General features: G+C 45.8%; 10 protein-coding genes. 3 read left to right on the top strand and 7 right to left on the bottom strand.

The window, feature by feature from the left end; genetic code table 11:
* Positions 1 to 997: 997 nt before the first annotated feature.
* Together prc and proQ are read right to left on the bottom strand one after the other, a co-directional pair.
* Entirely contained in the window at positions 998 to 2,998 is a 2,001-nt protein-coding gene (gene prc / locus D1Z90_RS13010; RefSeq protein WP_119911201.1) for a carboxy terminal-processing peptidase, read from the bottom strand.
* 15 nt (positions 2,999 to 3,013) lie between these two features.
* On the bottom strand, positions 3,014 to 3,634 hold the full coding sequence (proQ, locus tag D1Z90_RS13005; protein WP_119911200.1) for an RNA chaperone ProQ: 621 nt from the start codon (positions 3,632 to 3,634) through the stop codon (positions 3,014 to 3,016).
* A 344-nt stretch (positions 3,635 to 3,978) separates the two neighbouring features.
* On the opposite strand from proQ, the gene D1Z90_RS13000 reads away from it, so the two are divergent.
* The 3 genes from D1Z90_RS13000 (at position 3,979) to D1Z90_RS12990 (ending at position 8,294) form a co-directional block, all read left to right on the top strand.
* Positions 3,979 to 5,769: an ABC transporter ATP-binding protein gene (locus D1Z90_RS13000; RefSeq protein ID WP_119911199.1), complete on the top strand. Its 1,791-nt coding sequence runs from the start codon at positions 3,979 to 3,981 to the stop codon at positions 5,767 to 5,769.
* Positions 5,770 to 6,225: 456 nt separating this feature from the next.
* Positions 6,226 to 7,662 carry a coniferyl aldehyde dehydrogenase gene (locus tag D1Z90_RS12995; RefSeq protein WP_119911198.1) on the top strand — a complete coding sequence of 479 codons (1,437 nt, stop codon included), beginning with the start codon at positions 6,226 to 6,228 and terminating at the stop codon, positions 7,660 to 7,662.
* On the top strand, positions 7,659 to 8,294 hold the full coding sequence (locus tag D1Z90_RS12990) for a TetR/AcrR family transcriptional regulator (RefSeq protein WP_119911197.1): 636 nt from the start codon (positions 7,659 to 7,661) through the stop codon (positions 8,292 to 8,294). The genes D1Z90_RS12995 and D1Z90_RS12990 overlap by 4 nt, the downstream gene beginning before the upstream one ends.
* 55 nt (positions 8,295 to 8,349) lie before the next feature.
* Here D1Z90_RS12990 and D1Z90_RS21975 read toward each other — a convergent pair whose 3' ends face one another.
* From D1Z90_RS21975 to D1Z90_RS12970, 5 genes are all read right to left on the bottom strand, one after another.
* On the bottom strand, positions 8,350 to 8,475 hold the full coding sequence (locus D1Z90_RS21975) for a hypothetical protein (RefSeq protein WP_269777039.1): 126 nt from the start codon (positions 8,473 to 8,475) through the stop codon (positions 8,350 to 8,352).
* A gap of 82 nt (positions 8,476 to 8,557) precedes the next feature.
* On the bottom strand, positions 8,558 to 9,103 hold the full coding sequence (locus D1Z90_RS12985; RefSeq protein WP_119911196.1) for a sugar O-acetyltransferase: 546 nt from the start codon (positions 9,101 to 9,103) through the stop codon (positions 8,558 to 8,560).
* A 368-nt stretch (positions 9,104 to 9,471) separates the two neighbouring features.
* A complete protein-coding gene (locus D1Z90_RS12980; RefSeq protein WP_119911195.1) occupies positions 9,472 to 10,080 on the bottom strand; it encodes a glutathione S-transferase family protein in 609 nt (202 codons plus the stop codon).
* Positions 10,081 to 10,127: 47 nt separating this feature from the next.
* A complete protein-coding gene (curA, locus tag D1Z90_RS12975) occupies positions 10,128 to 11,171 on the bottom strand; it encodes an NADPH-dependent curcumin/dihydrocurcumin reductase (RefSeq protein WP_119911194.1) in 1,044 nt (347 codons plus the stop codon).
* Positions 11,172 to 11,305: 134 nt separating this feature from the next.
* Positions 11,306 to 11,995, bottom strand: coding sequence for a type 1 glutamine amidotransferase domain-containing protein (locus tag D1Z90_RS12970; protein ID WP_119911193.1), 690 nt, complete (start codon positions 11,993 to 11,995; stop codon positions 11,306 to 11,308).
* Positions 11,996 to 12,065: the final 70 nt, after the last annotated feature.

The following is a 12,065-nucleotide window of genomic DNA, read 5'->3' as shown; positions in this document are numbered from 1 at the left end:
TAATCCTCGACGGCGTTATGCGTTAACATACGCGCTCATAGACTGAGGCAAGGCTCCAGCGGCGAAAACAAGTCATGCGGATAACCAAACCCGCGAATATCAGCAAGGTCAACCGCCGAACTTTCTTGCCAAAGGTGCACTCACTTAAGTTTCTCTCCCATGCCGAACATTTTTGGTAGGGATAGTCACGCGCTCGTTGACAGTGGGAATCATATCAACGCCGTTTTAAGCGGCGAGTTACAGCTTGCTAACATGTGAAACGAAGTGGAACCGAGCAAGCTGTATCACGAGTCCGACTTGAAAACCTTGTTAGAATGGCGGACTTACACCACCTTCAGAACTCAATGAAAACACTCTAACTTAATGCTTTCTCAAGTAAAACCTAAAGACACCGCTACCGTGAGATACTGAAGAAAAACAGAACGAGTTTAAGCGGTGACCCACTGAAGTTCGACGATTGTTTTTGCACTCTCTCAAGTTAATTGCCGCATATTGATCCAGCTGACAACAAAAATGGTGTGGATGCGGCACTCGAAACCCTAAAATGTGCCCCGCCTTCTAACAGCTTATTAGCGAGAATTCCGCCTATACACAAACCTGGCATAGTATCGATATCGCCGCAATTGCTAAAAATTTCATTAAAATTTAGCACTTTACGTTAATCGCTTCAAACGCTTGGATTAAGAAATGTGGGAGAAACCGAGAAAAGTATTTAACGAGAATGCTGTTCTCGTTAAATACGCTGATGTGTTAAATTTAGCTATTTTAAATCAAGTAGTTAGATTATTGCTTGTATTATTCGAGCATAATAAAAAGCTTGATTAACGAGAATAGAAGTAAAACCGCCATTATAACTGTATAAAAACACAGCAACTAAGATTTGATTAATGTATAAAAGATCATTTGATGAAGATAGCGCGTTGTTAAATTTCATCCCTTTTCTGGCAATAAAAAAGCCGGCGTTACTGCCGGCTTTTAAATGACATTTAGGCGTGCGTTAGCTTTTGCTGAGATCCAACGTAATGGCCGCAGCTTCATCTAGGAAAGCATCGGGTATCTCTAGATCGTCTGGAATATCGTCCAGCTTTTTCACTACGGGCTTACCTAGACGCTGCAAACGTTCATTTGCACGTGTGAGTTCTAGCGCTTCTTTTTCTTCACGTAACTTAATACGTTCAGATTCAACAAGGCTAATGGTTTTTCTGTCTTTTTCTTTCTTATACGTTTCAATGTCAGCAAAAATATAAGCAAACTCTGGCGAGCTTGCCATACGTTGTTTATGCGCTTCATCGAGTTTTTCGACGTCTTTGGTCACATTACCAATTTTACTGTAGTTCGCAGCCTTAATTTGGTCCCAAGGCAGCGCATTTTCTTCTACACTCTCGCCTGTGTCAGCAGCATCTACCGCGGTTGGGAACAAGATATCTGGAATGACACCTTTGTTTTGTGTACTGCCACCGTCAATGCGATAAAATTTAGCTATCGTGTACTGTACATTACCCATTGGCTTTTCATAGAAGTCGTAAATTCGTGACACTTTGCGGTGTTGTTGCACCGTGCCCTTACCAAAAGACTGCTCACCAAGGATTAAAGCGCGGCCATAGTCTTGCAGCGCTGCCGCAAAAATTTCTGACGCAGAGGCGCTATAGCGATCAATCAATACTGTTAGCGGGCCGTTGTATCGTACTTGGCCATCAGTATCTTCGTTCACTTCAATGCGGTTTCTGTTGTTTCTTACTTGAACCACAGGGCCAGATTGAATAAATAAGCCGGTCAGCAAGGTCGCTTCAGTTAATGCACCGCCGCCATTGCTGCGAAGGTCAATGACAATGCCTTCAACACTTTCTTTTTCTAGTTTGGCAATTTCTTTTTCTACGTCTTCGCTTAAGTTAACGTAGAAACTTGGAATATCAATCACACCGACTTTTTTTCCGTCTAGGGTGATCACTTCAGATTTCGCGGCGCGATCTTCTAAGTGAACTTTTTCACGGACAATTTCTACCACTTTAGTCGCGGCGTCGCCACCTGCTTTGGCCGGTAAGATCTCTAAGCGCACCGTGGTGCCTTTTGGTCCTTTAATTAAATCGACCACGTCGTCTAAACGCCAACCAATCACGTCCACCATTTTTTCACTGCCTTGTGCCACACCCACAATTTTGTCGTCAGCGGCCAAGTTTTTACTCTTTGCGGCAGGTCCGCCCGGTACCAAGCTGCGGATCACGGTGAAGTCTTCTTCACCTTGTAGTACTGCGCCAATGCCTTCAAGAGAAAGGTTCATTTCCATGTTGAAGCGATCAGCATTGCGCGGTGACAAGTAGCTAGTATGCGGCTCAATCGTGCGTGCATACGCATTCATGACGGTTTGAAAGACGTCTTCGCTTTGCGTTTGAGTTAGACGTTTTATCGCATTGTCGTAACGTTTGGTCAGCACTTTTTTAATGTCGGGCCATTTTTTACCCGCCAATTTAAGGTTTAGCGCATCGTATTTCACTTTTTGACGCCACAGCTCGTCTAGCTCAGCTTTGTTTTTTGGCCATGGCGATTCACTGCGGTCAAAACGGTATTCGTCTGGCGTGTCAAAGGTGATTTCGTTGTCCAACAAAGTGAGCGCATATTGAAAGCGCTCATATCGACGCTGCAAGTTTAAACTAAAAATGTCATAAGCTGGGTCTAAACGTCCCTCTCTTAAGTCATCATCAAACTTGCTACGGAATTTTTCAAACTGCTCCAGATCGGAGGCCAGAAAAAGATTACGGTTGTAATCTAATTGCTTGATGTATCTGTCAAAGATCTCTGAAGAAAGCTCATCATCCAACAGCATAGGTTTATAATGATTACGACTGAATAACTGGGTAATGCGTTTACTAACCGTTGCGTGCTGCGCTTCTTGCTCTAGATTAGGTAACTTGTCTGCTGCGATTTTTGGCGTTACAGCATAACTGAACCCCGCTAAACATAAACTCGTTGCTAACGCCGTGAAGCGGAGAACTTTCTTCATAGAGATTTCCTTGTGTTAAAGAAGCAGGTGCTGGGCTTTTACTTTCAGGGTCATACCAGAGGCGAGTTGCACTTGTACTTCATCTTTGTTGATACCAAGAATGGTTGCAGGTACTGGGGCTTTGCCCACCATCACTTGCACTTCTTGTTTCACGCTAAGCTGCTCAATATTGGCCGGTTTGTAATCCACTTTTTTAGCTGGTTTAGCAGGGCGTGAGGTAAGCTTTTTGTTGGCTTTTGCCGGAATTTTTCTAGTAGGCTTTTTGTCTTCGCCTTTCTCTTTGGCGGCAGCTTTGCGTTCAGCAAACACTTTAGCTTTGCTTTCTTTCAACGCTTTTTGCGCGTGCTCAACGTGCTCTGCCTCAATTTCTGTGCCTTCAACACCATCAAGGTCAATACGCTTGGCACCTGGCTTCACACCGTGGAGGTAGCGCCAGCTTGAAGTATACTGACGCAGGGCTGAGCGCAGCTGAGTTTTACTGACTTTTTCATCGTCACTCAAGCGCTCTGCTAGGTCTTGAAAAATACCAATTTTAAGAGGTTTTGCTTCACCTTCAGCGATGAAACAAAGTGGGAATTTTTCTACTAAATAAGCGATGATTTGCTTATTGTTTGTCAATTTTTCAGTATTTTCCATGTAAAACCTAAATCTAACTACTTTATATATCAGCGTGTTGCTATGTGCCACAGTATAGTGACGGATTAAGAGAATGCTAACAAAATTCACCATTATCGGCTATCTCTGTTAAATACGTCCCAAAGCCGTGATAGACGTTGGCAATAAGACGTAATGAGGCGACTATATCAGCTTAGAACCCAAGACGTTTGCTTTTTTTTAATCCACTAGCTCAATTGCACACTATTTAAGCAATTGTTTCATTTTATTACATTAAGCCTGTTATAAACGGCTCTAGCATTATTATTGTATTCACTTTTAATCAAGGTAAAATGCCCTTTCTTACGTAGTAAATAAGCAAGCACATGACTCAAAATTCGCAACCCATCAGTTGGCAATCGATTCTCACGCTCGCAAAGCGTCATAAAAAACAAATTGTGTTGGCAAACCTCATTGCCATTCTTGCCACACTTGCAACTGTACCCGTCCCCTTACTAATGCCACTCATGGTCGACGAAGTATTGCTTAACCAACCGGGCAAAGCTCTTGAAGTGCTACAGTCTTTACTGCCTGAGCAATGGCATCAAGGTGCGGTTTATATCGTGTGCATTTTGCTGCTGACCATTATGCTCAGGGCCACTGGCGTAGCCTTAACCATTTTACAATCACGGCAATTTACCATCGTTGCCAAGCACGTCACCTTCGCTATACGCCGGCGCTTGGTCAATCAGATCAATTTAATTTCAATAAAAGAATATGAAACCCTCGGCGCTGGCTCGTTAACCTCTCGCTATGTGACCGACGTAGAAACCTTAGACAAATTCATTGGCGAAACATTAAGCCGCTTTTTAATCGGTATTTTGGCCATTGTTGGCACAGCAGCCATTTTGTTATGGATAAACTGGATTCTGGGCTTATTCATTTTATGTTTAAACCCTGTGGTCATTTTCTTTTCCACGCGCCTTGGCAGTAAGGTTAAGCACCTTAAGCGCAATGAAAACTCGGCGTTTGAATTGTTTCAGCAGGCCATAGTTGAAACCCTAGAAGGCATTTATGAAATTCGCGCAGCAAATAAAGAGCGTCATTATATTCAACGTATTATTGACCGCGCCAGTCACTTAAAAGACACGTCCATTCAGTTTTCATGGAAGAGCGAAGCCGCAGGTCGTGCCAGCTTTTTAATTTTCTTGATTGGCTTTGAGGTATTTCGCGCCACTGCGATGATCATGGTGTTATTTACCGATTTGTCCGTGGGCGAAATTTTCGCCGTATTTGGCTATTTGTGGTTCATGATGGGGCCCGTTCAAGAGCTGTTAAATATGCAATATTCTTATTTCGCCGCTTCTGCAGCGTTAAAACGCATTAACAGCGTGCTTGAGCTTGAACAAGAGCCAAAAACCCAGCAGGGTCTTAATCCTTTCAGCCAGCAAGAGAACGTCAGCGTTGACATCAAAGACTTACACTTTTCATACAATGAAGAAGTGGAAGTCATCCGAGGTATTAGCCTGTCGATCAAACCCGGTGAAAAAGTGGCCTTTGTGGGTGCCAGCGGCGGCGGAAAATCCACCTTAATGCACCTATTACTAGGGCTCTACCCTGCCGCCAGTGGCAGCATTAAATTTAATGGCATCAGCACTGCCGAGTCAGGCTTTGATACTGTGAGAGAACACACCGCCACTGTATTACAAAGCCCGAATTTATTTAACGACAATATCCGTAACAACATTACCTTAGGTCAAGATATCGATGATGCCCTGATTTGGCAAGCGCTGGAAGTGGCCCAGCTGCGCACTTTTGTAGAGGAACTAGAACTGGGGTTAGACACCGAAGTGGGTCAGCGTGGAGTCCGGCTCTCTGGCGGCCAACGTCAACGCTTGGCGATCGCAAGGATGGTGTTGTCAGATCCTAAATTAGTGATTATGGACGAAGCCACTTCCGCTTTAGATACCAAAACCGAGGCAAATCTGCACCAAGCGCTGAATGATTTTTTACAACACCGTACCACCATTATCGTGGCTCACCGCTTGTCTTCAGTAAAACAGGCTGACCGCATCTTTGTATTTGAAGACGGTAAAATAAGTCAAACTGGCCAGCACGACAGCTTAGTTTCTACGCCAGGTTTATACCAAAGCCTTTATGGTGGCCATCAAAACTAGCCCGCTATCACTGTTTGCCGGCTCCTCGCGTTCGCGCTGCCAAGCGCGATAGCCGGTTTTTATTTTCCACGTTGCAAGGTCTCTGTATTTTAACTTTCGCTCACTGCCTTTGAAGTGCGAACACTGCTTGCGTGAAATATTCCAGTCAATGCCTTACCACGTATTCCCTCGCCTCTTAATCAACCCCTTTACAGGATTGCTCTATTTTGTCCCTCGTCGGTGACTTTCAATGCTTGTGCACTGGACTTTCATCATTTAAAAGTCATTAACTTGCTGACAGCAATATTAACTCATACATTATAACTGACCGGCCGGTCGGTTACATACAAGATATCTAAAGGACGCTACACTCAAGCTCGGAGCAAATACAATCAATAAGTGGCTATAGCAGCGAACACAGTCAAAGATCCTGTGTGTGTTAAAGCGGCTTTAAAAAATACCCGTAAAGGAGAGAGAATGACTTCGACGCCTGATCATTTAACCACCGCGAACTGCGGCTCAGAGTTAGCCGCTGCCTTAGAGCGCCAGCGTGCGTATTTTAACGATAACAATCATCCAACACTGGCGCAACGCCGTGCCAAGCTGGACGCGTTACAACAGGCTATCATCTCTCATAAGGACGCCATCACCCAAGCTGTCGCCCAAGATTTTGGGAAACGCTCGGCGTTAGACACTCAGATTGCCGACATTGCCCCCTCGCTGCATTTACTTAAATATTGCAACAAAAACCTGTCGCGCTGGATGACCCCTGTACGGCGAAAACCCGGCATCAGCTTAAGTCCGGCGAAACTGAGAGTGCATTATCAACCTTTGGGTGTTATTGGCATCATTGTGCCTTGGAATTTTCCCATAGGTTTAGCCCTTTCTCCTCTGATCACCGCAATTGCGGCTGGTAATACGGCCATGTTAAAAATGTCAGAGTTTACCCCTGCAACCAATCAAGTCATCAAGGAGTTATTAGCTCAAGCATTTGCGAGCGATCAAGTCGCGGTAGTAGAAGGCGATGTGGAAGTAGCTAGCCGTTTTAGTAAACTTGCTTTTGATCACCTCATTTTCACAGGCTCAACCGAGGTAGGCAAACATATTATGCGCGCTGCGGCAGAGAACCTCACCCCGGTAACGCTAGAGCTTGGTGGCAAGTCGCCAACTGTGATTGCTCCGGATTTTGACATTACCGACGCGGTTGAGCGCATTGCATTTTCAAAAAGCCTAAATGCCGGTCAAGTCTGCGTGGCCCCCGACTACATTTTGCTGCCCAAGCAAAAAGTCAGCGCATTTATCAGCGCGTACAAGCATTACTTTAATACTCTGTATCCCCTAGGTATTCACAGTGAAGACTACACGTCTGTGGTCAACAACCGCCAGTATCAACGCTTAAAGTCTGTCATAGAAGACGCTAAACAGCATGGCGCAGTAGTGCATACGGTCACCGAACAAGCTTTAGACGACATAAACCACCGTATGACACCACATTTAATTGAGCAAGTGAGCGACGAAATGCAGGTCATGCAACAAGAATTATTTGGACCTGTGTTACCCATAATTCCTTACGAAGACATTCAGCAGGCCCATGCCTTCATCAGCGCTCGGCCAAGGCCACTTGCCTTATACTTGATGAGCTTCGATGAGTCAGTGCAACGCTTTTTCATCGAACACAGCCATTCTGGCGGCATGTGCATTAACGACTCACTGGTTCATGTTGCCGCAGAAGATGCGCCGTTTGGCGGCATAGGTCCTTCTGGAATGGGCCATTACCATGGTATTGAAGGCTTTAAAACCTTGAGTCACGCCAAAACCGTGCTAACCCGTGGCAAGACTAACTACACCAAAATGTTGCACCCGCCTCATAATACTTGGTTTAAAAAATGCCTCGCTAAAGTGCTGAACGCATGAGCTCAAAAAAACAACGTATCTTGGATGCCGCGTTACAGCTGTTTGCCGAACGCGGCATTGAAAGTACCGCGACTGCGCAGATTGCCGCAACCGCGGGCGTAGCCAAAGGCACCCTGTTTCACCACTTTGAAAACAAAGCTGCATTAGTGGATGAATTGTTTGTGCATTTAAAACAAAGCTTACGTTTGGCGCTATTCGGTGAGAATGAGAATCACGCTGGCTGTGTTTCGACTGAGCCAGCGCTCTCTGACAGCTACTTACAATTGAAATCCGTGTGGCTGTCGGGAATGCACTGGGCCATGGCTAATCCGGTTGCCATGGCATTTTTTTGTCAAGTACACTTTCACCCTGCCAGCCATCATAGAAATATGTCTATCGCTGAAACATTTGCGCCCTTAGAAGAGCGCATTATATTGGCGCGGCATGCTGGTGTGGTTGCGGCTTTAGACCTGATTATCATTCGTGATTTTTGTCACCACCACTTTTTGCACTGTGCCCACTTTGTCATCGACGCAAAGCACGCTCAATGCATCTCGCAGCTTGACTACATCAACACCAGCTTTGATATGTTATGGCGTGCGATAGGCGGCCAGACACCGCCTTTTTCGGATTCCAAAAAACGAAGGCGGTAAAAAGGCCTTAAAACCTTAGTCAGCTGTATTTATTGAGCACTTGAATGGCCAGTAACTATCGGCCAGCATGATATGCGTTAGCTTGCTGGTGAACCTCTACCTTGTGGTAGAGGCCCACCAAGCCAAAGGCAAACAACAAAGCCACAAAAGCCGCCATGGCGACAAAAACCGCAGAAGACAATTTGAGGGTCGGCCCAATAATCCAACCGCTAATCGCGAAGCAGGCCACTAGATGAGTATCAACAGAAGATAGGTTTAGCTTGTTATTTAAGCATTTTTATTTTCTTTGCAGGTGCTCCGCCATACAAAGCGTCTGATTCGACATCTTTGGTTACCACAGAGCCCGCGGCAATCACAGCGCGAGCACCAATAGTAACGCCTTGGCATATCACGACATTGCCGCCAATCCATACGTCGTCTTCCACCACTATGGGCAAACATTGTACTTCCCACTTACGCCGAGAATGATGATCCAAAGAATGTGACGGAGTATAAAACTGACAACTTGGGCCAATAAGTACGTTATTGCCTATGGTGATAGGGGCATTATCTAACATGGTGACCCCCATATTAATGAAGGTATCTCGACCAATAGCGATGGTTTTACCGTACTCACACAAAAATGGCGGACACACTACGGCATTATCACCGAGGCGCTGCAGTAGCTCTGTGACGTAGGGCCTGCCATGGGTAAAAGGCCTTTGATTGATTTTTTGTAGCAGCTCGAACGCCCGACTTCTGAGCAATGCGAACTCAGGATCCTGTGCGTCATAGTCAAGGCCTTGGCACATCTTTTCAAACTCAGTCATCATGCTTTTCCACTCGTGAGGTCACCGCCAAAGTATAACCTAGGCTAACAGAAAGACATTGATATCACGCAGCAATGACACAAATCGACAAACGCGGTTTCCTTTCGCCAGAGTGATTTCAACGGGCTGGGTTTTCGAGGACCAAGGTCAGAAATACGTAATATAACGGGCGTATTTAATGGCACTGTATTGCGCTTTCAAACGCCCCTGTCTTAAAAAACACAAAATAACAAACACATCTGTACGCCACGATTGCACCACGAAAACCTTCAACCGCAAGAGAGTTTAAATCCATTGAGTTTTAGCAAGCTAAATGTTGCCGCAAAGAGCACAAAGGAAATATGCATGCCCTATCGTCTTTATGCTTGTTAACCGTGACTGAGCGCGCGCTGATAAGCGCTGCGTTGCTGCACATTTTTAAGGTAGTTACGACAATGAGGTCGCGGCTCAAGCAAATTAAGTTTTGCGGCCAACTCCAGCATAAACACCATCATGATGTCAGCGGCACTAAAAGTGTTGCCGGCAAAATACGCTTGTTTGACTAAGGTAGCCTCAATGTAGTCTAGGTCGAGGGCGACCTCTTTATTGATGTAGCCGTCCATGGGCTGTTCGCCGCTTCTTTGCTCCATCGTTAAAAACAAATGGCTTATCAATGCCAAGCCTAATGAGCCTTCTGCGAAATGCAGCCATTGTAAGTAATGGTAATACTCTTGACTGCCAGGCGCCGGCTTTAAAGGCGTATCACCGGCTTTGTCCAAAATATACTCCAACACAGCTCCAGACTCACACAAAGTGAGGTGACCATCAACAATCACCGGAGCTTTGGCCAGCGGGTGAACTTGTTTCAAACTCTCTGGTGACAACTGGGTAACGGGGTCACGTTGATGTTTGATAAGCTCGTATGGCATGGCCAACTCTTCTAATAACCATAATACGCGTCGTGAACGCGACTCATTTAAATGATGCAGGGTTAACATGAAAGTCCTTTTTGAAACGATTTTAACTGATGTGCTTTTACCCAATATTAAGCAAGGTGGTCAGGGCCTACTCGCACCACCAGTTTGCCAAAGTTCTCACCTTGTAATAATCCGATAAAGGCTGGCACGGCATTAGCGAGGCCCTCAACTTTGTCTTCTTTATAAATGAGCCTGCCTTGAGCCAGCCATTGTTGCATGGCGCTGAAAAACTCCCCATAACGGTGGCCATAATCATCAAATACGATAAATCCCTGCATTTTAATGCGCTTGATCAACAGCAAGGCCATTAATGCCGAAAGGCGATCAGGGCCCTCAGGCAAATGGGTCGCATTATATTGAGAAATAAGGCCGCACACAGGGACACGCGCTGCAGGGTTCAATAGTGGCATGACAGCGTCGAACACTTTACCTCCCACATTTTCAAAGTACACATCAATGCCTTGTTCACAACTTGCGGCCAGCTGCTGCGCAAAGTCGTCTTGGTAGTGGTCAATACAAGCATCAAAGCCTAACGTTTCACAGGCGTACAAGCATTTGTCTGTGCCTCCGGCTATGCCAATCACTTTACAGCCAGTGAGTTTTGCAATTTGACCAACTAAGCTACCCACGGCGCCTGTCGCTGCGGCTACCACCACTGTGTCTCCGGCTTTGGGTTGACCAATGTCAAGCAGCCCCATGTAAGCGGTTAAACCCGGCATGCCTAAAATGCCCAACGCATAGGAAGGGTTCGCCATCTCTGGGGAGAGTTTAATTAACTGACTGCCATCAGAGAGGCTGTAGTCTTGCCAACCGGCAAACGCGACCACCCAATCTCCTTGCTCGAAATCACTGTTTAATGACTGTTCAACTCGGCAAACGCAGCCGCCGACCATGGCTTCACCAATGGCTACCGGTTCAGCATAAGATTCGGCATCGCTCATGCGTCCTCTCATATACGGGTCCAAGGAAAGATAAACGGTTCTTAACAGCACTTCACCTTGCTGCGGCTTGGGAATAACTGTTTCAGTAAAGTTGAAATTACTCGGCGTTGGCGCACCAACAGGGCGAGAAGCCAATAAAATTTGGCGGTTTACGATTAGGTTTTGATTCACAAACTTTCTCTTATCTATTGTATCGACACAGATCCAGTGTAGACGCTAAATTTGCAGTATGATGAAGATGCACGAGGCGATCACTTATAAGTCATCGCCTTGTCGCTCAGGTGGCAAAATCCACTGAGTAAATTTTAGCCTTGTATATGCTGGATCAGTTTTTGCGCAACTAAGACAGAACTAGCAGGGTTTTGGCCTGAAATGAGTAAACCGTCTTGTACCGCAAAAGCATGCCAATCATCAGATTGTTGGAAGTCTGCACCGCGCGCTACTAAGGCATCTTGCAGTAAAAACGGCACTACGTCGGTTAGCCCTACCGCCGCTTCTTCGGTATTGGTAAAACCCGCTACCGCTTTACCCTTGACGGCGAATAGACCGCTTGGCTCTTTAACGTTCAGTAAGGCCGCGGTCGCGTGGCAGACAGCGGATACAGGTTTATTTGCGCTAAGAAATTGTTCAAGCAAACTAATTGAGTCTGGGTTATCGACAAGATCCCATAATGGCCCATGGCCCCCAGGGTAAAAAACTCCATCATAGTCAGCCGCTTCAACACTTGCTAACACGTGTGTATTCGCCACAGCGTGTTGAGCGGCGGCGTCGCCAAAGTATTGCTCGGTTGCTGGGGTTTGAAAATCAGCTAACTCACTTTTCGGGTCAATGGGCGCAGCACCACCTTGAGGGGTAGCCAGTGTCACCTCAAAGCCAGCATCTAACAGCGCATAATACGGCGCGGCAAACTCTTCAATCCAAAATCCGGTTTTGTCTCCCGTATCACCAAGTTGGTCGTGAGAGGTAAGTACCATCAATATTTTTTTTGTGCTCATTTTTGTCGCCTTTTGTTTAGCTTTAATGCTGTTCTATGTTCAATGTCAGACAAGTATATGCCTTACTATC

The sequence above is a fragment of the Motilimonas pumila genome (assembly GCF_003596335.1).
GTDB lineage: Bacteria > Pseudomonadota > Gammaproteobacteria > Enterobacterales > CBDFNC01 > Motilimonas > Motilimonas pumila.
This window is presented reverse-complemented; position numbering and strand designations above follow the sequence as displayed.

What these genes read in the sequence shown, in the direction of transcription:
- prc (WP_119911201.1), bottom strand. Translation starts at nt 2,998, where the DNA reads ATGAAGAAAGTTCTCCGCTTCACGGCGTTAGCAACGAGTTTATGTTTA.
- proQ (WP_119911200.1), bottom strand. Translation starts at nt 3,634, where the DNA reads ATGGAAAATACTGAAAAATTGACAAACAATAAGCAAATCATCGCTTAT.
- D1Z90_RS13000 (WP_119911199.1), top strand. Translation starts at nt 3,979, where the DNA reads ATGACTCAAAATTCGCAACCCATCAGTTGGCAATCGATTCTCACGCTC.
- D1Z90_RS12995 (WP_119911198.1), top strand. Translation starts at nt 6,226, where the DNA reads ATGACTTCGACGCCTGATCATTTAACCACCGCGAACTGCGGCTCAGAG.
- D1Z90_RS12990 (WP_119911197.1), top strand. Translation starts at nt 7,659, where the DNA reads ATGAGCTCAAAAAAACAACGTATCTTGGATGCCGCGTTACAGCTGTTT.
- D1Z90_RS12985 (WP_119911196.1), bottom strand. Translation starts at nt 9,103, where the DNA reads ATGACTGAGTTTGAAAAGATGTGCCAAGGCCTTGACTATGACGCACAG.
- D1Z90_RS12980 (WP_119911195.1), bottom strand. Translation starts at nt 10,080, where the DNA reads ATGTTAACCCTGCATCATTTAAATGAGTCGCGTTCACGACGCGTATTA.
- D1Z90_RS12970 (WP_119911193.1), bottom strand. Translation starts at nt 11,995, where the DNA reads ATGAGCACAAAAAAAATATTGATGGTACTTACCTCTCACGACCAACTT.